The following is a 23,167-nucleotide window of genomic DNA, read 5'->3' as shown; positions in this document are numbered from 1 at the left end:
TATGTTTTCATCTTTAATCTTTTATTTAAGTAGTAGGTTTGGGAAATCGGTACGTCGTACCCGATTTACTAAGGTTAGCTATTGGCTATCGATTATTGCCTTTGTCCTTGCGACCCTAGCTATAGCCTTAATCACTACTATTTTAAACTCCATGCAGCAATTTCAAAAAGAGAGATTGCTCAACTATACGCCACAAATTATTGTCACCTTTAATCAACCTTTAGCCAGCAATGGTCAGCCTACCGCTGACCTTGAGCAGGCTTATCAGTTATTAAGTCAAAGCCCTCTTAAAGAACAAATTAACCAGCTTAATCTCTATGCTGGCGGTAAATTCTTTATGCAGGTAGACAATAATCTCATTGAGGGGCAGGTTTTAGGACTCGATAATCAAGATCCTCAAACAAGAAAAAATCTTAATGCACATAGCAAGGCTCCGATTAATATTCCTGAAGATGTAGCCCAACTTAACCTGGCTCCAAGTAGCTTTACTTTAGCTATTCCAGAAAGCTTAGCTTATAACTATCGTCTTTCAGTAGGAGATCAAGTTACTTTAATTAATAGCGAAAAATCTACTTATCTCCCCACGGGATTTATGCCGGTAATGCGTCAATTTACCATAAGTTACATTTACCAAGATCAAGGCTTAAATAATACTTGGTATACCAATGTGTATGATATTGCGAGATTAAATCTTGAGCGTAATCTTCATCAGCTCAATATCTTTTTAAAAGATCCTTTAGCTATAGATAAGCTTATGCCTAAATTAGCTCAATATCTCCACTTAACCTACCAAGGAGACTTTAGTTATCAAGGGCAAGCTCAAACTAATAAACTCGCTGTAACTCAAGCGAGCGATTGGCGTCAACGTCTTGCCATAATCTTTAGTTCAATAAAAACCGAAGGTCAAGTAACTACCACCTTAACTTCGCTACTAATTATTATTGCGATTTTAAGTTGTTTAATTACCTTTAGTTTTATTATTGTCGAGAAAGATCGAGACATAGCGATTCTCAATGTTTTAGGGATGCCTACACCGTCGTTAAATAAAGTCTTTTTACTCATGGTCTTAGGCTTACTCATACGAGCTAATATTTTTAGTTTAATCCTCTTTATACTCGCTACTAGTTTTTGGTCTCATTACAATATTTATCTTAATATTCGGATTCCCTTACAAATTGACTATTTTGAAGTAGCCTTTACTTATCTTAGCTGTTCAGCAATTATTTTCCTTGCCACAGCTATTGCTGGCTACTTTATTATTCGCATTCGTCCCGCACAAATTTTACGTTAAACTATGACTATTTTAGAAGTTAAAAACCTTTCTTTAGCTTATCTTAAGAACCAAGCTCAGGTTACCAAAGGAGAGATTAACTCTGCTCAACCTGAACAAACGGTAATTTTTTCAAATTTAAGCTTTAAGATTCATGCTGGTGAGCAAATCTCTCTTGTCGGGAAATCTGGGAATGGTAAGTCTTCATTACTTTACTTACTCGCTGGCTTTGAAAAAGTTGCTCCAGATACCATTTACTGGCAAGGACAAGACTTAGCTTTAATGTCTGCTAAAGAAATCAATCAACTCAGAAATCAAGATTTAGGGTTTATTTTTCAATTTCATAACCTTTTACCAGATTTTACTGCCCTCGAAAATGTTATGCTTCCTGCACAAATTGGCAATTTCGATCCGCAAGTAGCAAAACAACGAGCACACGAACTCTTAAACTATATGGGCTTAGAAGCTCGTATGCATCACTATCCCGATCAGCTCTCAGGAGGGGAAAGACAAAGGGTAGCTATCGCTCGCGCTTTAATTAATAACCCTAAATTAATTCTTGCCGATGAACCTACAGGGAATCTTGATCAAGAGACTTCGAGTGAAGTTATGGCATTAATTACTCGTATAAGTCAAGACTTTGCTACGAGTATTCTCCTCGTAACTCATGATCCTGACATTGCTCAAAGCTTACCTATACATTGGCATCTTGATAATGGGAGATTAAAACAAAATGTCTAAAGCTCTACCTAGTCCACAAGCTGGTACAGGAACAAGCTTGGCTCTAACTTGGAAGATAGCTTGGCGCTTTTATAAAGTTAAATCTAGTATTCGGGTGTTATCCTTTATTAATTGGTTAACCAAAATTGGAATTATCTTAGGTATTGCTATTCTTGTTCTTACCAATGCCGTAATTAATGGTTTTGATAAACAACTACATACTAAGTTTTTAAATTTAATTCCTCAAGCCTTAATTTTTACGCCTAATGGGCAAGTGTTTAGCCAAGGAGAAGCATTAGAGTCCCAGTTTAAACGCTTTCATAATGTAGAAGCAATTAGTCCTCTAGTCTCTAAAACCGTACTCATGGAAAATGGTCCACAAAAAAGAGTAATTCAAGCTTTTGCGGTAGACCCGCAAACCTATGCTCAAGTAAGCTCTTTAGGAGACTATGTCAAGGAACAAGGTGGCTTAGAAACTTTATTAGCTTCGAGCTTAGATCTGCAGAGCAAAGATCTTCTCCTAAAAAAAGCTCAGCTCTTAACTCAAGAGGTAGCTAAAGCAACTACCTCTGTTCAAGAGAATAGTCAGCAAGAAGATAATCCTCAAGAAATAACCTTTACTGATTATTTAAATACCCCAAGTATTATTCTCGGTAAACAATTAGCTCAAGCTCTTGGCGTAACTCTTGGGGATTACGTACGTATGTATGTTTTTTCTTCAGATAATCGTCTTGAACAAAATCAATACTTTATCGTAAGCGGCATTATAGATTCTAATGGACTCTTTGATAAAGAACTTGCCCTCTTAAATATTTATGATGCTACAGGGTTAGTAGGAATCAAACAAACTTGTTCTCGTCCGCAATTAAATACACAAGGCGAAGTGATCTCAGCTCAAACTTGTCAAACTGAGTCTTTAACTCCAGAGCAAATCGCTAATGCTTTTCAAATTCGTCTGCAAGATCCAGACAATCTCATTATCCGTCCTTATGAAGGATGGCAAAGTCAGCAAGCAATTAGCTATAGTACTTGGGGACAAATTTATCCTAATATCTATAATGACATTCCTATGATTAAGTCTTTACTTAATTTAGGGTTACTCTTTGTGGTTACCCTTGCAGGGTTTAATGTCATCTGTGCGATCCTAATTCAAATTCGTGATAAGAAAAAGTCGATTACTAGTTTGCAAGCAGTAGGACTTTCACTCCAACAAATTCATCGTATTTTTATGAATTATAGTCTAATTCTTGCAGGACACGCTGTCATAATAGGTTTGGCGATCGGCATACTTCTCAGTTTAGGGCTTGAAGCTCTCAGTCATTGGTTGCTCAGTTCGGGAGTCGAAGTAATTAGTGCTTCTAACTACTTTATAGACTATATTCCGGTTACTTTAAAGCTGAGTAACATGCTAACCATTGCCTTAGCAATTATTGCAATTTCTCTCTTTACAGCCCTACTTACGAGCTATTGCACTAATAAAGAGCAAATAAATATTAAATTTTTAACCTAAAAAAATAAACCTAGAGCTTAATCCTCTAGGTTTTTTAATGCCTTGCGTTTGGCTTCGAACTCTTGAGCTTGTTCTTCCAAACTCACTTGCTCTTGAGCAGCAAAACTAATCTCTTGTTGTCCACGAGCTCGCCGTTCGGCATTGCGTTGCTTAATTAAAGCTAACTTTTGGGCTAGCTCTTGCTCATTAGAGGCAGTAAAAATACTGTCTACTTTCTTTTGCAATAAAGCTTGCAAATGCTCTTGTTGCTCCTGCTGTAAACTTTGGTAATGAGGAGCATGGGTTAAATTATCGATAGGAACAGGTTCCAAATCTTCGCTCTCGATTTTTGGTTGCCAAGGATCTTTTGCGTGCAACCAAGAAACCTGAGCTTTTTGTTGTTTATATTCAAATAAGGAATAAAACTCTTGACTCTTAGGCTGAAGAGCAAAAGCATTTAATCCCCCCTCATCCTGGATCTCTAACCCTTGCATTGTAAGCTCAGGCTCAAGATTAGAGTTTTCCTCTTGTGCTAATTTCCAAGTGTATTCTGCTTGTAACTGTGCCAACTCTTGGCTAGTATAGCTTAAAGGCTCAAAAGGAGCTTCACTAAAAGCACAAAAACTACTTAAGTTAGCTTCTTGAGCAAGGCTTTCTAGAGCAGCTAGCTGAGGATTTAAGACCATTTTTTGATAAACATTAATTAAATCTAACTCCTCATGATCGATAAATTGCGTAAAATCTATCTCCTCAACTTGCTTTTGCTCATGTAATTGACGCTGTAGTTGCTTAATTACTTGATTCACTTCAGGAGCAACTTTAAAGCTATTGTTTTGTTTCCAACCTGCTTTTTTTATAAGTTGCTGTCCCGAAGTCGATACCTTAGTCCCTACCCATGCTCGCAAATGTAAATCTTGGGTAGATTCTTTAGCTTTAGACTGCTTTACTTCTATCACTTGTTGCTTTAATAACTCTTGCTCTGCTTGCTGTTGCTCTAGTTGCAACTGTTGTACCTTCTTGAGCATTTGGGCAAATTGTTTCTCTTGTAAAGCTTCTTGCTGTTGTTTTTGTGCTAACCATGAAGCAAACTTTTGTGGATCATCAAGAATCTCTTGATACTTTTTGCTAGTTTTAGCTCTTTCCCTTAACTCACTTTCAGTTAAAGGTAGAGTTTGATCTGCATGAGTTATTTTTATTAACTTAAACCCTAAAAGTTCTTGATAATCTGCGACTAAGTCAATCAATCCAGCAAATATTGGATGCTCCTCTTGATTTAGTTGTGCACTAACTTTCATTAATTTCTCAACGCTAATCCCCGCTTGACTCAGCTCTACTAAAGCCTGAATTAAATCAAAGTCTTTATAGAGCTGTGTACGCATGCTTACTTGCTCTTGAACATAGGTTTGCTCAAAAATCGGTACTATAAGTTCGAGATTATTTTTTGTACGTTTGGTAATGAGTTCTTTTAATTTAAGAGCTTGCTTTTGTTCTTTTTTCCCTAAAAGCTCACGAGCTTGTTCAAAAAGATAATGTGCAATTTGCTCTTGATGTAAAGAAGCTTCTCGTTGTTGATACCAATGAATATACTTATGATAAAGCTGACGAATAAACTCTTGATCCTTACGCTCATACCTTTGATCTACTAGCTTAGTAATAGCTTGCTCTAAAGGTAAACTTGGATCTAAAGTATCAAGTTCGCTTTCTCCTTTATAAGCAAACTCTAAACTTTCTTGCTCATCGCTTCCCTTAGCTCCTCTTTGCTGTTGATTTATTTCATGTTTGAGAGCTAAGGTCATTCCCATTTTCCCTACATAAGGAGCTTTTTCTTCATGGAGGAAAAACTCATTTGGCACCTTACCAATAAAATCACTACTGTAAACTAAATAGTTAGCAAGCTTACGTCCTTTCTTCTCCTGACGACTAAAGAACTTATTTTGTAGTCTTAAGAGATGATATCCCGGATTATAGCCTCGAGCTAATGCCAATTCATAAGCATTTTTTTCTTTACTTAATTGTGATAATAACTCGGCAGGAAGCTTGCGATTATTTACACTAAAAGTCAAACTACGAAACAACTCTTTAGCAAGAGCTTGTGTAAACTGCACAATAAACTCATAAGCTTCAGGGCTTTGAGCATAGAGCGGAACTTGCTGAGCTAATTGTTGCCAAATAGTCTCTTGCTGTTGAGCCTGTTCCCATTGACGTACTTGTTGTTGCTGTAGTTCTTGCTCTCTTGAAGCTTGAATTAAAGCTTTTTGTTCGGCATTCGGTTGCTGTTTCGGGAGAACTTTTACGACTTCTTGTTGTAAGTTTTTTAATTTACTAGTTAGCTCTTGAACTTGTTGTTCTTGCTTATACTGCAAGTACTCTTGCTCTTTACTAAACTCTCCTTGCTCTTGTTTAGCTTTACTTAAAGCTAGATTTTGTTCTTCTTGCTCTAATTTACGAGCTAAATTCTGCTCTAAACGTTCTTGTTCAGCTTTTTCTTGCAGTTGTAAATTATGCTGTAAATTATTTAAGAGTAGATCCCAATCTGCTGGTGAAGCAAATTGAGAGTTAGCAGCCTGAGTTGAAGCAAGCGAGGGGGTAGTCTTAGCTTTCAAGGCTGAAGACTCTGCAAGCTTTTTTGCTTCTTGGAGCTTTTTCGGTTCTTGAAGCTTTTGGGATTCTTTAAATCCTTCTAACTTTAGAGGCTCTTTAGGTAATTCTGTTTTTGTACTTTTACCAAAAGCCTCTTCTTCCTTCTCTAAAGCATTTGCTTCTAAACTCGAAGTTAAAGTTCGTGAGCCAAAAGCTTGCAATTGCTCTTTATAAGCTTGCCATTTTGGGGATTCAAGAGCTTGCTGTAAGGCTAACTCTTGTCCTTGTTGACTTCTTAACTGCTTAATCTGAGCTTGAATCTTATCTAACTGAGCTATTTGCTGACTCTGCGTTAAAGGAGCGGGGATCGCGAGTTCTTGAGCTTGCAACTGTTGTACTTTTTCATTATAAACAGTTAAGTCTGTAAGATTAAACTGAAGCACTAACTCTTTATTAAATAGAGGTTCTACTTGCTCTTGAAAATAATTACCGGCAAAAGTAAACCAATCTATTCCAGCTAAAACCTTACTAATTACCGCCTCATCTTCCCAAATAATTTGCTCTAAACTATTATCTACCGCTAAAGTTTGATAGAGCTCGATTAAGTTAAGCGGATCACGAAAAGCTTGCTCTAAAAACTCTTTTTGATCTAGTTGAAAATCTAACTTATGCTCACCAATTTGCCAACTAGCAGAGTGAGAAAAAGTAAAATCAACAAAATCTCCAAGAAGTTTTTTGCTTACCGGTTGTTTAAACACGGTTAAGATCTCTTGAGCTAAGCTATTTTCAGGATTACTCTTAAGAATTTCTTGTGCTTGATAATACTTATTAGCATATTGTTGATAAAAACCTTGCCAATATTTAAAATCAAGCTTGGTAAAGAGAATCTTTAATAGTTGTTTCCCTTGTTGATGAAAGCTTTGTCTTAACTTTCGAGTCATCACTTCGAGATTAGCACTAACAAGAATTTCTAACTCTCGTTGCTGACGCAATTTTTGTTGTTGCTCGAGTTCTTGAGTAAAATCTACCTTTTGCTCTTGCAGAGCTTCGAGGCTCGGACTTGAGGGGATTACTACTTGAGCTTTAGTTTGTTGCTTGTACTTAGCTCTTACTGCCTCGGCAATTTGTGCTACAGGACCTTCTTGAAGAGCCTGACTTAAAGTCTCCCAAAAAATTTGTGATCTTAACTGCTCTTCATTCACAAAACTCGGTAAAGTAGCTGGTTTTACTTCTTGATAAGTGGCTTGAGACTGTTGCTCTGAGAGTTGCTGAGCTTTGAGATAAGTTAAACGAGTTTCTAGTTGATTTTCTACATAAGCATGGATTTGTGCATTAAGTTCTGGATCATCGACATCAAGCACATTAGCTTGTAAAGCACGCTCACGTTCGCGCAAGAGTTTGTGTACTTGCTCTAAGTTACCTTGATACCCCACTAATCGAGCAAACTCTTGTTCACTTATTCCCAAGAGTTGACGTACTTGTTGAGCATAAATTTGTTGCCTTACTTGTGTATCATGTAAATAATTAGTTACTTGCGTTCGACTTTGCTTTTGCAGTTGTAAATCATACTCTTGCACTGACTGCAATAATTGCGGTTCATACTTTACACTAAACTCTACTGCTTGCAGCACTTGAAAATTTCTTTGCTCTTTGAGCTGAGCTACTAACTGGGTAAAGACATGACGTAAAATCACACTATAACCCGCAAAGTAATAATTTATAATAATTTTTTCAATTTTCCCTTGCGAGTTAATCTTTAAATTCGGGCAAATTAACCCCTCGACACTTAAAGCATACTTTAAGTGTAACTCTTGAGCTAGATGCTTAGGTAATTCTGGTTCTAATTGTTGCCAAAGGTAATCTCGCACTTCTAACATTAACTTTAAATGCGACATGAGTTGCGAAAAACTTAACTTAACCTCTGGTGTTGCTGGTTCTAAAATATCTAAGGGATCTTCAGAAGCCGAAAATAATGTTTTTTTCATAAGTTAAGCAATTAATTTAATTATTTACCAATGATCGTTTTTTATTCTTATCTCTCTATTATACAAGGCAAAGCAGAATAAAGCTGAGCAAATATTGCTTTTGCAGTATAATATGAACTAGTTACAAAAAAATGACTCTTTTATCCTTCCTGGCTTACTCTCAGCTGCCTTGTCAGCTGTCCGTAAACCTCACATTCTCGGAAAATAACTTTACGCTGAAATAGGTTTATGTCTGATAATAATTATGCCGAAAACGCTATCCCACCACAAAAAAATAAATCATCATACCAAGTGGTCTCAGCATCTAGCGTTAGTCAACGTTTAGCGACTCAAGCTAACAACTCTTCTCTGTCTCCTGAACAAAAACAATCTACCTCTGAGGTAGGAAAGGAAAAGTCCTCTCCTAGCCAAAGATATCATACAACTGAACTTCAAGGACGAGCAACCGGACGCAAAGCTTTTTGGGATTATCATCGTTATGATCCTGAACAAGAAGATAACTTTGTCCAAAAAAACACCAAACCAGTGGTTAACTCAGCAGTTACACCTCGGGATGTAGCTCAACCGCAAAATCCTCAACTTAAAAGCCAAGTCAAAACTCCTCAAGCTTCAAGTTATGATGTGGTAACTCCGTATCAAAAATCTTTACAGAAAAAGTTACCCTCTGCCTATTTTATGGTAATTCTTCTTTCGATAGTTTCGATTACCCCTGGACTGGCTAACACTTCTTTTAATCCCGCAATTATGGAAATTGCCAGCGAGTATCAAGTTTCTCTAGCAAACATCCAAGCTCTGTCGGCAACTTACTTTTTAGGCTTGGGATGTGGTCAACTCCTATGGGGACCTCTTACCGATAGATTTGGACGTAAGAAATCGATTATTACCTGTACTTTACTTGCGGTCCTCATTAATTTTATCTTTATTAATACTCAAACCTATGAGCAATTACAAACTGCCCGCTTTTTTCAAGGAGTAATTTTTAGTTGCTTTGGCTTGCTACCTACCGCAGTATTACGAGATAGTTATTCAGCACGTAACTTTATTATTTATAACTCTTGGGTCATGATTCTCTTCTTGCTCGCTCCAGCCTTTGCTCCTTTATTTGGAGGCTATGTCCTCATTTCTTTAGGTTGGAAATGGATTTTTAATATCCTTTCGGCAATTTGTGTATTTGGGCTTCTTTGCTTTTTAACTAAAATTCCAGAAACTCTTGATCCTACAAGAAAACAACCCATTAATCCTGTAGCTATTGCCAAAAACTACTTTACCATTCTAAAAAACTTTAAATCTTTACTCTGTTTAAGTTTGGGTGGATTAATGGCAGTAGTACTCTTTGCTTGGACCGCTTTATGTTCAGCCCTCTTGATTAATGACTATCATATTTCTCCGCAAAACATAGGTTACTATTCAATCTTTCCGGTAATTTTTACTATTATTGCCAATAAACTAAATGGAAGTCTAGTCAAATATCATAGTCCCCAAAAAATTCTTGTTTACTCTACCTTGTTGCAAGCGGTATGTGCAGGAGCTAATTTTCTTGTTGCTTTCTACTTCTTAGGTCCGATTGGTTTGGTAATTGCTCAAACCTTAAATGCTCTTTTTACTGGTTTCCAAAATGCAAACCTAGTTTCGATTTATTTAATGGACTATAGTCATATGGTAGGAACAGCTTCTTCGCTATTTTTGAGTATTCGTACCATTATTCCAAGTATTTTAATCTTTATTATTAGTTTTGAACCAAGATACATGGGAAAAACTTTCCTCTTTTTCGATGCAGCGGTAATTTTTGTTGGTCTCTTTATTGCCCTACTCTTTAATTACCTCTACCCAGCTCCAGGAGCTCGCATGCATGCTTTACGCATTAAAGCCATTAAACTTCACAAAAAGCAAATGCAAGCTCGTTTTGGTTCTCCTCACTAAACACCGAATAAAAGCACAAGACTTTCCTTGTGCTTTTATCAAATTTTTTTTCATTTTTGTTGTCTAACTAATTAATGCTCTCTGAGTTCTTTTTCAGGCAAAGAGCATAAATTTTATTTGCTAAAATGTCGATTATTTTGTAAGATATACAAGTCAAAAAATCTCAATTTTTTATCATTTTACCTATGCAGCAAGAGAAAATTATTCACCGCAACTATCGTTGTGCATTGCTGGCATGTTTAATCTTAATAACTGCAGTTTTTAGTAGCGTCCAACATGTACAGGCTCAACAGCGTTTACATGATGTAAGTATGCTTTTAAATAAGCAAAAACACACTAGTTTAAAAACTCCGGTTATTCAAGCACGCACTCTAAAAAATTCTTTACAAGTTAAACCTGTAATTCTTTACTTTCCTCAGCAACAAAGAGAAGAAAGTAGAGAGTTAACTTATTTAACTTACAGTATAGTTCGCGCCGCTCCTTAAATTAAGACCTTAACATTATAGTTATGTTTTTATTTCTGGAGATTAAACATCCAGAAGAGTTGTCTTTTTTATATATTTAAGGAAATAAAATTTAGCTTTGGCTAAATGCGTATAAATTTATGAGTATACTAACTTCATTTTTTACAAAAATCTTTGGTTCGAGCAATGACCGTGTCTTAGCTCGTATGCGTCGTGAACTAAAGAAAATCAATGACCTCGAAGAACCTATTGCGCAACTTTCAGATGAAGAGTTAAAAGCGAAAACCCAAGAATTTCGTGATCGTTTAGCTAAAGGAGAATCTCTTATTAGTATTCGTCCTGAAGCCTTTGCTGTAGTACGTGAAGCTTCAAAACGCGTACTCGGAATGCGTCCTTTTGATGTTCAAGTAATAGGTTCATTAGTTTTATGTTCACGTTCAATTGCAGAAATGAGAACAGGGGAAGGGAAAACTTTAACTTCAACCATGGCTTCTTATTTACACGCTCTCAGCGGACGTGGAGTGCATGTAGTTACAGTAAACGACTATCTTGCCGAGCGTGACGCAAAAAACAACATGCCTCTATTTGAGTTCCTTGGCATGAAAGTAGGGATCAACCTCTCAGGCATGAGTAATGAACAAAAACGTGAAGCTTATAACTGCGATATTACTTATGCAACCAATAGTGAATTAGGTTTTGATTATCTAAGAGACAACCTTGTAACTCGTAAAGAAGATAAAGTACAACGTGATCACTACTATTGTATTATCGATGAGGTTGATTCAATTCTTATCGATGAAGCACGTACGCCATTAATTATTTCAGGGCAAGCTTCAGATGCCACCGATTTATGTGTGGCAATGAATAAAGTAATTCCTCACTTAAAAGCTCAAGCTAAAGAAGAAATTGAAGATGAGAGCCAAGCTGGTGATTACATTGTAGACTTAAAAAATCGTCAAGTTCACTTAACTGAACAAGGACAAGTAAAAGTTGAACAAATCCTTACAGTTGCAGGCTTACTCCAAGACGGAGAATCTTTATATTCAACTCGTTCTTTATCTTTACTGCACTACTTTAATGCAGCTTTAAGAGCTCATACTTTATTTGAGCGTAATGTTGATTATATTGTTCAAGATAATCAAATTATGATTATTGACCCTAATACTGGACGTACTATGGAAGGACGTCGTTGGGGAGATGGTACACACCAAGCGATTGAAGCCAAAGAAGGCGTAGCAATTCAAGCTGAAAATACTACCATTGCTTCAATCACTTACCAAAACTACTTCCGTACTTATGAAAATCTTTCAGGGATGACAGGTACGGCAGATACCGAAGCTTTTGAGTTTAATCAAATCTATAGCTTAGATACTATTGTTGTACCTCCAAATCGTCCTAATGCTCGTGTCGATTTACCTGATATTCTCTTTAAAACTGAGAAGGCTAAATTTAAAGCTATAGTAAACGATGTAAAAGAACGTATTGCTCGTGGGCAACCGGTGCTTATAGGTACAGCTTCGGTAGAGAAATCAGAAGTTCTATCGCAATTCTTAACTAAAGCGGGAATTACTCACCAAGTACTTAATGCTAAGTTCCACATGCGTGAAGCAGAGATTATTGCTCAAGCGGGGAAACCGGGAGCAGTAACTATTGCTACGAACATGGCTGGACGTGGTACCGATATTATCCTTGGTGGCAACCGTAAAGCTATGCTTGCTGAATTAGGTTCTGAAGCAACTGAAGAACAAATTGTAGCTGTAAACAAAAAATGGGAAGAGGATAACGAACTAGTACGTAATGCTGGAGGTCTAGCAATTATTGGTACTGAACGTCACGAATCACGTCGTATTGATAACCAATTACGTGGGCGTGCAGGACGTCAAGGAGATCCAGGCTCGTCACGTTTCTACTTATCTTTAGAAGATAACTTATTACGTATCTTTATCCCTGAAGCTCGCTTAAAAACTCTAGCTAATGCCTTTACCAATGAAGATGATTACCTAGATATGAAAATTATGTCTAGATTTATCGCTAATGCTCAAGGTAAAGTAGAAGCACATAACTTTGATATTCGTAAAGACTTAATTAGTTATGATGATGTAATTAACGAACAACGTAAGGTAATCTACCAACAACGTGATTACATCCTCGAAAAAGATGATTTAAGTGAGTTACTAATTAACCAAACTTACGATGTAATCGGAGATCTCATTTCTCGCTTTATGCCACCTAATACCGTATATGAACAATGGGATTTAGAGGGCTTAGATTCAATTATTAAAAATGACTTTAACCTAGACTATTCAGTAAAACAACGTCTAGAAGAGTCAGCAATTCTTCAAGAACAAGACTTTGTCCGTGAAATTGCAGAGAAATTAATTGAAGCTTATAAAGCGAAAATGACTCAACTGGGAGATGAATTACGTATTGCAGTAGAGCGTACGGTATTTGTGCAAAATATCGATGACCTCTGGCGTCAACACTTAAGTGATATGGAACACTTACGTAAACATATTCACTTACGTGGTTATGCTCAAAAAGATCCAAAACAAGAATACAAACGCGAATCGTTTGAGATTTTTGAGACTTTAATGCATAACTTAAATTATAATGTTATCTCGATTCTTTCAAAAATTCAGGTAGAACAAGCAGCTCAACCACAGCCACAACCTGTACCAACTCCAATTGCAGCTCCTAATGCAGGAGAAGCAAATGTGTATGAGGGGGTAGGACGTAATGATCCTTGTCCTTGTGGTTCAGGATTAAGATTTAAGCACTGTCACGGTAACCGTGCTCAACAAACTGCTCCCCTTAATCCACCACCTGCAGGTTTAGTGTAAGTTGCAGCTAAATTTTTAAGCTAAATTTTTTAACTCAAAAATTGATGAGAAAAACATATAGCTTACGATAAAAGCTTATAATCTTTGACCACTCTCTACTGAGAGTGGTCAATTTATAACCTCTAGTTGCTTGTTTTTTGTTATAATAAAGCACGTTTTCTTCTTGATTTTACGACAAATCAAATCTTTATATTATTATGAGTAGACTGAATTTAATTAGCCGTCTTTGTTTGGGATTAGGCTTAGCAGGTACTTTGCTAAGTATGCCTCAAACAACGGTAACCCTCTTAGATAAAATTATTACTCCGGCTTATGCCCAAGTAGACACTCTACAAATAAGTAAGCAAATTAGCAACCTTAATGCGAATGTTACTACTTTAGAAGCACAAATTACCACTTTGAAAGCTCAAAGTAATCCGGATCAAGCAACCCAAACTGAGCTTACAAATTTAACTAATGCCTTAAATTTTGTAAATAAAACCTTAGCTACCTTAAAGAGCTACCAAAATCTCGTACAACAAACCGAAAGCTTAAGAACAACTGCTAATAGTCTAAGTCAACAAATTAGCCAATTAAAAACACAAATTGCCAATTATAATGAACAAAATTTAGGCTTAGACACTTTAACTCCTGAGCAAATTCAAGCACAAATTCAAGTTATTAACACTAACTTAAATGAAATTGCCACTCAAGATGCAGCTCTCGCTCCAGTAAATACTAATCTCAATGTAGAAGTAATACAAAATAATAATCGCATTCAAGAGATAAATACTACCTTAGCTAATAGTAATTTAAGCGAAAGTCAAATAACCGCCTTAAAAGCGGAGTTAGATTATCTTGCAGCTCTTAATGCTTATGATAACTACTATATTTCTCAACAAAGCTTTTACTCTACTTATACTCAAAACCAAGGAGAATTATACGATCTCCAAACTAAATACTATAATCTAGAGTTAGCTAGCTATACCAAAGCCTATGCTCAAGCTTTGGAAAAACAAGTAGACAGCCAAGCAAGTAAAAACCAAGACTCACCACTATATTTACAACAAGCAAAAATAAATCGTGAATTGGTAAATCAACTCGAACAATTAAATGAACAGCAAGCACAAATTAGCTTCCTGATTCAACAAAGAAATTCCGAATTAGATATAGCTCAACAAGTATCTAATACCATAGATACGCAAATTTCGGTTTTAAAAGGGACTTTAGAGTTAAATGTTCTTATTAACCAACAAAAGAGCTTCTTACCTAATATTGGCGAAATTGAAAGTTACACTAGCAAGATCAATAATCTCCAAGTACAAAACTTTCAACTGCTTGCTCTGCAACAACAAATTGCTAATCCTACTAACTATATTAGTAAATTAGAACAAGAGAATAAAGTAACTTTAAGTGCACAAGAAAGAGCTAATCTTCAAGATCTTATTACCCAGCGTAGTGAACTGGTAGCTCAAAACTTAAAACTGTTAAATCAAGTTATCGTTGAAGCAACTAAAGTAGAAAATATTCAAAATAAACTCGTGCAAACGATTAATGCCATCGACGACAAGTTAAACCAACAGGACTTCTTTGTCCGTACTACGCCTCCAGTAAATAAAGACTGGATTCATAATTTCTGGTATGGGACTTTAAATCAACTAGATTACATTAAGCAACAGTTTACCATTACTTTTGGTTCAATTTACTTCTATATTATCGGCATTATTTCGATTATTCTTGGTTTTACTATTTATGGACAGTCAAATCGCATTATTGGGCAATTAGAAGTACTACGTAATCGTGTAAATAATCGTAAAACTGATGGCTTTGCGGTTACTCCTTTAGCTATAGGTCTAACCTTATTAGCAAGTATCTATAAATCCTTTATTTGGGGTGGGATAGTTTTAATTATCTTCAATAGTGTTTTCCGTGATACTAGCTATGTTATAGATTACTTTGGTTACACTTTTATCTTCTTAATGTTCTTAAACTTCACTCTGAACCTTTTACGTCCAGGTGGAGTATTAAATAGTCACTTTAGTCCTTTAGGTTCTTTCTATGCTAAAGTTGATAATAAAGATCAAGAACTTTTAGATGAATCAACGCATAGTATTCAACCACGCATTAAATTTACACCCTTACAAATTTTTACAAGTTCTCAAGTAGCGGCAATTAGTGATAAAACCTTTATTGAAGAACGCTTAAACTTTATTGCTGATTTTGAACGTAATGAAGGCTATACTACCCATGAACCAAAACTTTATGATCCACAAGTAGCTTATGTTACTCCGGTAGCTGAGCAAGTAGTGGGTGTAAGCTCAACTTTAGTCCTTGATCCTACTACTCGTAAAGAAAAAGTAGTGGAAGCAGATAAGTATATAGATCTACCTGATGCTCCGGTAAAACAACAATTTGTAAAAGCTGCACTCTTTACTAATAGCTTACGTACACTCTTACAAATTACCGCAATTCCAATCTTTATTTTCGTGAATATTATGTACTTTAATCTTCACCCTACGGTTACTCCGTCTGAAAATATTATTGGACAAACTCTGTATGCTTTAGCTTTCTTATATACTTTAATTATGCTAATTAAGTATACAAGAAATATGAATGCTAACTATCGTAAGAGTCATGGTTATCTAGATTATAAATATAAACTAGGAATTTGTATTTTATGGCTCGTTCCATTAGTATTATTAATAATGGTACTAAATGGCTTCTTAAATACGACCACGGTAATCTTACAGCATATTCTCTATAGTTACTATGGTATTGTCATTATTATTCTTGTTACAAGAATTTTACAACGTGAGTTAGCAGTATTTAATCTTTTCAATGCTCGTCAAGCTCAACCAAAAGTAAAACTCATTGCTGATGACTATGATGATGTGCAATATGCTACCGGCAATGAACCTACAAATGTGTTTGCAAAACAAAGAGAACATGCAATTGCGGTATTTAATGCTCGACGTGAAGCTTACTTTAGTAACTTTATCGATTATCGTCGTCTGTCAAATCTACTCTCTTGGACCATAGGTCTAATTATTTTCTACCTTGTGTGGGCAGACTTAGTGAGCGTTATTAACTACTTAGATCAAGTTACCATTTGGCAAGTTGCAGGAGTGCAAGCAGGTACAGTACAAAATATTACATTACTCAACGCCCTTAAAGCTTTAATCTCTATTCTTGTAACTTACTTTATTTGGAAAAACTTAAAAACCTTACTCGATATTTTTGTCTTCGCAAAAATTCGTTTCTCTGATGGTTTACCTTATGCAATCCAAACCATTAGTGCTTACTTCCTTTTTGCTTTAGGCTTCTCAGTGGCAGTAGGGACTCTAGGTTTAAGTTGGTCTAAACTCCAATGGTTACTTTCAGCTCTCTTAGTTGGTTTAGGGTTTGGTTTACAAGAAATCTTTACTAACTTTGTCGCAGGTTTTATTATTCTCTTTGAACGTCCAATTCGTATTGGTGATTACATTACTATAGGTGGAACTTCAGGAACAATTAAATCTATTCGTATTCGTGCAACTACGATTACCGATTCAGATAATAAAGAAATTGTCATTCCAAATAAAACCTTTGTTACCGGTTCCTTTACTAACTGGACTCTCACCGAAGCTCGTACCCGTCTCGTATTTAATATCGGGGTAGCTTATGGTTCTGATGTCGATAAAGTAACTGAAACTCTATTAGAAGCAGCAAATTCTTCTCCGAAAGTACTGGCACAATTCCCGCCAACTTGTTACTTCTCGGACTTTGGTGCTTCTACTTTAAACTTTGTTTTACGTTGCCATGTCTCTGCTTTGGGAGATCGTGTACCTACTACCCATGATATCAATCGCACTATTGCTCGTTTATGTGAAGAACGTGGCATAGATATCGCCTTTAACCAATTAGATGTTTATATTAAAAATGGTTCAGGGGTTGATGTAAAAATCGAAAGCGAAAATCTCATGGATAAAGCATAAATTATAAACTTAAAGCTCTCTAGAAATTTCTAGAGAGCTTTAGTTTTATTTTCTTTCACGCCAAACTTTAGGCTCTTGTGGTCCCTTACCATTTTTATAATATTGTGGATTCCATAAGCCTAATTGTTGCTGTTGAGCAGTTTTACTTACTTGCGTATAAACTTTATACATTTGCGAACTTTTATTGCTATAGTTATATACCCAAGCATTTCCAGTTGCTACCATATACTGATTTACATTAAGAAACTCTGAGCCTTCTTGTAAATATAAAGTACCTAAGTAACGCTTATATACATCTAAACCTGTAGTATAAAGAGCAATATCTTTACCAAGAATTAACTTTCTTAAAAACTCGGTAGATTGCTTCCCATAAATTTGTTTAGTTTCCGGAGCATCTATGCCCAGCAAACGAATTTTTATATCATTTTTTGGATTAGAGGTTAAACGACAATGAACGGTATCTCCATCGTGTACCGCACTTACCTTACAAGTAGCAAGATTATAATTAATAATGCTACTCGCAGAAACCTTAGCATTTTCGGTTAAAGGTAAATGTTCGAGACGACAAATTTGCACCGGAGAATCTGCATAAGATTTTTTTGAAGTGCGTCCTTTAGTTTGCACCATACAAGGATTATCATCTTCATGACCTCTAGTGTTGAGATATATTTCTCCACTTTGCTCAACCTGCGAACTGCTTGACTCTTGTTCCTTAGTCGAACTAGTCTTGCTTGCTTGTTGCTTGCTACTAGTTTGACTTACTTGACTAGTAGTATTCTTAGAATCCTTAGCTAAAGTCTGATCAACAATAAACCAAGCTATTCCCCAAACCACAGCAATAATCGTGGTCAAAACTCCTGCCTTTTTCTTCCTTGCCATTTTTTCTTCCTTCTTTCTTTAAAAAAATAAAACTCTCTTATTATAACAAACTCCTGTACTTTACAAGGCTAAGCTTTTCTCTCTTTGCAAGTATATGCCAAGTTAAAATAAATACTCTAAAAAAACAAAATTTCTTTATAAAAGAATCTACTCTTTTCCATAACTTTAAGGAAAAAACTCATTAGCTTATTAAGAATTAACCTAATGTTATAATTTTAGTTATCAATCCATTTGAAATTAAAAAAATCATCTCTATAAAATAGCATAGGCACTGCCTATTATTTATATTTATTTACTCTTAAAAAAACAACATGAAAAAGAAATTTATTCTTACTTGTCTGAGCTTAGGGCTATTTACTAGTACTACAGCTCTTGCTAACATCGCAGAAGTAACTTCTGTTTCTGTACCTATGGGCGTAGGACAAAGAGTAACCTATGCAGTAGTAAAATATGATGAAAAACTCGATGCAAGTAACATTAATCTTGCAGATTTTAAAGTAAAAAACCGTAACATTGAAGAAGTATATGTTGCAAGTAGTAGTGATATAAAAAGTAAAGCTACTCAGGGGAATTATGTCATTATAAAAATGAACCCTGAAGATGCTGATGCTTGGTTAATCACTAAAGAAAATCGTCAACCACCACAAGCAAAATATATTCCGGTAGAAGTTACTCAAGTTAATGCTATTGTTGATGCTCAAGGAAAATCTCTTGCTCCAACAACAAAAGTAGCAACTAATCAAGTAAACCTTGTCGCTGATGACTTTGCTCAATTAAGCTTTACTGATAAAGATGGTACTACCATTAACTATAATCTTTATGTACCAAAAAACTATAATCCTCAAGAGCAATATCCTTTAGTGATGTTTATCCATGACGCTGGGGTTACTTCTGACTACATAAAAGCTACTCTTTATCAGGGAAATGGAGCAACAGCTTGGGCAACTCCTGAAAGCCAAGCTAAACATCCAGCATTTGTTCTTGCTCCACAATTTAGTGATAAAATTGTTACTGATGGTTATGAAATCCCAACCAAGAACATCAATGCTATTATCGATTTAATTACGGCTTTAAGTTCACAATACAATATAGATCCAGCTCGTATCTATGCTACCGGACAATCAGGTGGAGGCATGTTTGAGTATGCTCTAAATATAACTCACCCTCATTTCTTAGCTGCTAGCTACCATGTGGCAAGTCAATGGGAAGCTAAACAAGTTGCTCCTATGGCACAAAATAAAATGTTTATCTTTATTAGTAAAGATGATCCAAAAGCATACCCTACATGGCAGCAAATGATTCCGGTTCTTGAACAAGCGGGAGCAAAAATCGAAACTGCTGAAGTTAATGGACAGGATACAACTAGTCAATTTAATCAAGCTGTAAATAGTCTCTTAGCTAAAGGTGGTAATATTCACCTTATGTATGTTGAATCTAATACCCTACCAGCACAAGTTAACGCAACTACTCAAGGTCCTGGTACTGCTCATATAGGTACTTGGGCAATTAGCTATGATATTCCGGCGATTCAAGACTGGTTATTTAGTCAACGTAATCCTCAACCAAGCTTAAAAAAATAATTTAAGCTCATAAAAAAGTAGGTAAAGATTAAGCTTTACCTACTTTTTTTTATTTTTTAACTTGATCGTAGCTTGAGTAATAGTAATAACTTAACAACTACCTTAAAAATATAAAAGATCAAACTTTTAAGTTTCATTCCAGCTAATAATTTATCCATAAAAAGAAGAGAGAAAGTATAGAACTTCCTCTCTTATGGATTATTTATCTTGATTTTTATTACGAATTAAGACAAAACTACGAGTTAATAAACGCCAGTGATCATAACGGTGTAAATATAACTTATAGTTTACTTGTTCATTCTTAGTTCCAGCATAGTACTTAATATAGTCTAACCAGTACTTATAAGTAGTTACATCCGTAAATAACAGACGTAAATTTGGGAAGCTAGTTAAACTTGAAAGATTAAACTCGGTACATACGGTATCTACCACCACAATAATATCTAATAATGGGAAACGTGGTGGAAGTAAACGCATACTAAAGTTTTTACGATCAAGTACTTCGGATAAAGGAATAATTAAAGAGTTTAAGCCTACAAATTTAGTGTAATAGTTTAAGCTATGCCCTAAATTATGATCTAAAGGATCAGTGCCTAAATCTTCTACCGCTAAAGGACGATAATCACTTGCATAGTCACCTAGATTTAAACCACGAATACGATGTGGTGCAAAAATATCTTTAAGGTGAATACTAGTTGGAATTACCACTTCGGTAGCCTGCTCGGTATTTTCAGAAGTTAAGGCTTCAGCCGAAAGATTCTCTTCTAGAGTTTCCGGTTCAAGATTTTCTAAAACTTGCGATGTTGCTACCGTTCCGGTATCAGGAGCTAATTGTTCAAGCATCTGCTCGAGTTTATGGCTTTGCTCTCCCTCTGTACTTAAAACAGTTTCTGCTCCTGCACTTTCCTCAGTTTCTTGAGTTTGAGCTTGAGATGTTGTCGTCTGCTCAAGTTCAGCTTTAGATTCGCTCGCTTCTCCTTGCTCAGAGTTTACTTGGTTATGCTCTGCCCCATCACTTGTAACTTCCTTGCTCTCTAGAGTTTGAGTAGCTTGTGCTGTAGAAGCTTTCTCTCCTTGTTCTCCAGCTTGCGCTGTAGATTCCTCTTTAGCTGCAGTACTTGCCGAGCTCGTAGAACTTGTCTCAGTATGAGGTTGAACTTGTAAATTTAAGCTTTCAACCGAATCTTGACAACTTAAATCATTCCCTTGAGCATCATATTTAGCTTGAGCCGCTAAAGCTGTAGCTTTTTCTTTAAGTTGGGTATATAAATCTTCTTCAGCGTTATAGAGTTCAGCTTCGGTATGAACAAAAGGTAATACATATTTTTCTTTTAAAGCTTGACTCAGTTCATAGTTACCTAATTCCTCAAGTTCATAGCCTAATTCATACGAGTTCACCAGTTTTACTTCATTACCACTTGCTTGACTCGCCGTCTTCCCTAATAACTGAGAAATATTTTCTAAATAACTTAGAGTTTGACGTTCCTGTTGCTTACGATAAAAAATATAATTTTTATGAGCCACATGGAAATCAGAGAAAAAGTTTAATGCCCAACGTTTTAAGCCTTTATGTTGCAGGTAGGAAAAAGAATTATTTTTATAGTTCTTTTCACAAAAAGCAAATAATGCTTTACGCTCTGCTCCATTGAGTAGACTTAAATTAAGCATTAATTGACGTCCAACATTAAGACCACAAACCCTATAAGTGATATTACGAGTTAAATTTTTACGATTAAAACCTAAAGAATCTAAAAAACTTAATACTCGATTCGGAATATTGGTAACTATCGCTAAATAAGGTTCTTTATTTTTATAATAAAGTTTACGATAGTATAAATAAGCTAATTCTGTCGCATTATTAACTAACTGTTTATTAATTTGACTATAAGTAGCTTTTTCATTCGAGATACTTTTTTCTAACTCTTGAGAAGGAGTTTGATCATAATTTTCTGAAAGCTCGACTACTTCTACTTTACGAGTTTTTGAACCAAATAAAGAAAGGAAAGTATTGGCTACTGACTGTAAAGCACGCTTAAAGGTATTAGTTTCCTCATATACGCGAGTAGCTGGTGCACTTACTTGCTCTTGATTATCTGGTTTTTTGGTCATTAAGAAATCAATTACTTGATCACAACGACTTGGATTACAAGCTATAGCTTGTAAGAATAAAGCATAAGGCTGAGCATTTACACGGACAAAGAAGTTATCTTTAGCTACGGTATCTAAAAACTGAATCGTTGCTCCCGCATCACGAATTAATTGCATCCAAGTTTTTAAAATATTGACAAAGGCAATTAACTCATTACGTACTTGAGCATTGTAAGTAGTTAAACTTGGAGAAAAATCTAAAGCGTAAACCAATGATTGCGAGATCAGAGTAAAGTTATCTACAATAAAGTTTACATCAAACTCACAACTTTGAGCTAACTCATAAGCTGCCACTAAATAACCGGTTTGGGCATAAATTAAATCTTGAGATTTAAATTTAGCTTTACTAAAGAATAAATCTTTACGTACTGCTGGAGGTAGAGTATGGAATACAGCTCCTTTTACATAAACCGATTTAAATCCTAAATGGAAACGAGGATCACCCGCCTCTACTAGTTGTTTTAACGCATAGAGATAGTGGAAGTGGAAAATCTTTTCCGAACCAAATAATACATCTTCACGGAATAAGACATTTTTTTCTAAACAAACTTTACGATTAAAAGCAATTCTACGTGCTGAACGTTGCAGATTATTTACCGCTCCTAAATCAAAGATCATATTATCATCGAGATCCACCTCGATCGTATTCTTTGGAGCTGTACCTTCTAAATCGTGATAATACTTATGTTGTTGAGGATGTTTTGGATTGTAACTTTGAATACGAGTAAAGAACATCCCCATCCCTTGGTAAAGATAAATTGCATGAGCTAACTCTGATAAAAAATGTTGATCAAAAAAGTCGCTAGCCGTAGCAAAAATTAACCAATCTCCCTTGGCATTTAAGATACCAAGATTACGAGCTGCACTTACTCCAGCTTGCCCTTGAGCAAGCATACGAGCATTAAACTTGCTTAAACGCTGTACTTGTTGTTCGACAAGAGTTATATTTTCAGGTAAAGAATTATCAACAACAAAAATAACTTCAAAGTTTTTTGCGTCGCTGTCATATTGATTTAGTAATGAGTCTACTAAAATAGGTAAATCTTGAATTTGGTCGTCTGTTGCACAAGAGACGATAAGAGAAAATATCATTTGCGAGTTCCACTATAAGAGCTGAGTTTTTAATTATTAGTTGTTGTGTTTTTTATAACTTTAACTTATGGTTGTACCATAAAGTTAAAATTAGATAAGCAAAAAATTTTAATGAAAGTTTTAATAGAAAGTGAACAAGAAGCCTTAACAAATTTATAAAAATAAATTAGCAAATCTCTAAAAAAATTTGCTATTAGCTTTGAAAAAATTTAAGAACTTCTTAGTATACATATTACCACGATAGAGG

General features: G+C 35.5%; 11 protein-coding genes. 8 read left to right on the top strand and 3 right to left on the bottom strand.

Translation table 11 applies throughout. From position 1 onward, the window contains the following. Position 1 precedes the first annotated feature (1 nt). Genes CKF59_RS00590 through CKF59_RS00580 form a run of 3 tightly spaced genes read left to right on the top strand, consistent with a single transcriptional unit; the run spans position 2 to position 3,500 of the window. On the top strand, positions 2 to 1,291 hold the full coding sequence (locus CKF59_RS00590) for an ABC transporter permease (protein WP_119534046.1): 1,290 nt from the start codon (positions 2 to 4) through the stop codon (positions 1,289 to 1,291). 3 nt (positions 1,292 to 1,294) lie between these two features. Next, positions 1,295 to 2,011, top strand: coding sequence for an ABC transporter ATP-binding protein (locus tag CKF59_RS00585; RefSeq protein WP_119534045.1), 717 nt, complete (start codon positions 1,295 to 1,297; stop codon positions 2,009 to 2,011). Continuing rightward, positions 2,004 to 3,500 (top strand): FtsX-like permease family protein, encoded by a 1,497-nt coding sequence (locus CKF59_RS00580; protein WP_119534044.1) that lies wholly within the window; start codon positions 2,004 to 2,006, stop codon positions 3,498 to 3,500. Before CKF59_RS00585 ends, CKF59_RS00580 begins: the two co-directional genes overlap by 8 nt. 17 nt (positions 3,501 to 3,517) lie before the next feature. Here CKF59_RS00580 and CKF59_RS00575 read toward each other — a convergent pair whose 3' ends face one another. After that, complete coding sequence (locus CKF59_RS00575; protein ID WP_119534043.1) at positions 3,518 to 8,044, bottom strand: coiled-coil domain-containing protein; 4,527 nt, start codon at positions 8,042 to 8,044, stop codon at positions 3,518 to 3,520. Positions 8,045 to 8,272: 228 nt separating this feature from the next. On the opposite strand from CKF59_RS00575, the gene CKF59_RS00570 reads away from it, so the two are divergent. From CKF59_RS00570 to CKF59_RS00555, 4 genes are all read left to right on the top strand, one after another. Further along, positions 8,273 to 9,964 carry an MFS transporter gene (locus tag CKF59_RS00570; RefSeq protein WP_119534042.1) on the top strand — a complete coding sequence of 564 codons (1,692 nt, stop codon included), beginning with the start codon at positions 8,273 to 8,275 and terminating at the stop codon, positions 9,962 to 9,964. A gap of 185 nt (positions 9,965 to 10,149) precedes the next feature. Next, positions 10,150 to 10,449, top strand: coding sequence for a hypothetical protein (locus CKF59_RS00565; protein ID WP_119534041.1), 300 nt, complete (start codon positions 10,150 to 10,152; stop codon positions 10,447 to 10,449). Positions 10,450 to 10,574: 125 nt separating this feature from the next. Then, complete coding sequence (secA, locus tag CKF59_RS00560) at positions 10,575 to 13,268, top strand: preprotein translocase subunit SecA (protein ID WP_119534051.1); 2,694 nt, start codon at positions 10,575 to 10,577, stop codon at positions 13,266 to 13,268. A gap of 197 nt (positions 13,269 to 13,465) precedes the next feature. Beyond that, positions 13,466 to 17,221 (top strand): mechanosensitive ion channel domain-containing protein, encoded by a 3,756-nt coding sequence (locus CKF59_RS00555; protein ID WP_119534040.1) that lies wholly within the window; start codon positions 13,466 to 13,468, stop codon positions 17,219 to 17,221. A gap of 45 nt (positions 17,222 to 17,266) precedes the next feature. Here CKF59_RS00555 and CKF59_RS00550 read toward each other — a convergent pair whose 3' ends face one another. Continuing rightward, a complete protein-coding gene (locus CKF59_RS00550) occupies positions 17,267 to 18,100 on the bottom strand; it encodes a thermonuclease family protein (RefSeq protein WP_119534039.1) in 834 nt (277 codons plus the stop codon). A gap of 311 nt (positions 18,101 to 18,411) precedes the next feature. On the opposite strand from CKF59_RS00550, the gene CKF59_RS00545 reads away from it, so the two are divergent. Then, positions 18,412 to 19,680, top strand: coding sequence for a pyrroline-5-carboxylate reductase (locus tag CKF59_RS00545; protein ID WP_119534038.1), 1,269 nt, complete (start codon positions 18,412 to 18,414; stop codon positions 19,678 to 19,680). 198 nt (positions 19,681 to 19,878) lie between these two features. Here the strand turns inward: CKF59_RS00545 and CKF59_RS00540 are convergent, their stop codons facing one another. Then, positions 19,879 to 22,920, bottom strand: a complete 3,042-nt coding sequence (locus tag CKF59_RS00540; protein WP_119534037.1) for a glycosyltransferase family A protein — start codon at positions 22,918 to 22,920, stop codon at positions 19,879 to 19,881. Between the last annotated feature and the right edge of the window lie 247 nt (positions 22,921 to 23,167).

This window comes from Psittacicella gerlachiana (genome assembly GCF_003585965.1).
Taxonomy (GTDB): Bacteria; Pseudomonadota; Gammaproteobacteria; order Enterobacterales; family Psittacicellaceae; genus Psittacicella; species Psittacicella gerlachiana.
Note: the sequence above shows the minus strand (reverse complement) of the source record. Positions and strands in the feature narration are given on the sequence as shown.

Excerpts from the sequence above, each read along its gene's own strand:
- CKF59_RS00590 (WP_119534046.1), top strand. The coding sequence starts at position 2 with ATGTTTTCATCTTTAATCTTTTATTTAAGTAGTAGGTTTGGGAAATCG.
- CKF59_RS00585 (WP_119534045.1), top strand. The coding sequence starts at position 1,295 with ATGACTATTTTAGAAGTTAAAAACCTTTCTTTAGCTTATCTTAAGAAC.
- CKF59_RS00580 (WP_119534044.1), top strand. The coding sequence starts at position 2,004 with ATGTCTAAAGCTCTACCTAGTCCACAAGCTGGTACAGGAACAAGCTTG.
- CKF59_RS00575 (WP_119534043.1), bottom strand. The coding sequence starts at position 8,044 with ATGAAAAAAACATTATTTTCGGCTTCTGAAGATCCCTTAGATATTTTA.
- CKF59_RS00570 (WP_119534042.1), top strand. The coding sequence starts at position 8,273 with ATGTCTGATAATAATTATGCCGAAAACGCTATCCCACCACAAAAAAAT.
- CKF59_RS00565 (WP_119534041.1), top strand. The coding sequence starts at position 10,150 with ATGCAGCAAGAGAAAATTATTCACCGCAACTATCGTTGTGCATTGCTG.
- CKF59_RS00555 (WP_119534040.1), top strand. The coding sequence starts at position 13,466 with ATGAGTAGACTGAATTTAATTAGCCGTCTTTGTTTGGGATTAGGCTTA.
- CKF59_RS00550 (WP_119534039.1), bottom strand. The coding sequence starts at position 18,100 with ATGGCAAGGAAGAAAAAGGCAGGAGTTTTGACCACGATTATTGCTGTG.
- CKF59_RS00545 (WP_119534038.1), top strand. The coding sequence starts at position 18,412 with ATGAAAAAGAAATTTATTCTTACTTGTCTGAGCTTAGGGCTATTTACT.
- CKF59_RS00540 (WP_119534037.1), bottom strand. The coding sequence starts at position 22,920 with ATGATATTTTCTCTTATCGTCTCTTGTGCAACAGACGACCAAATTCAA.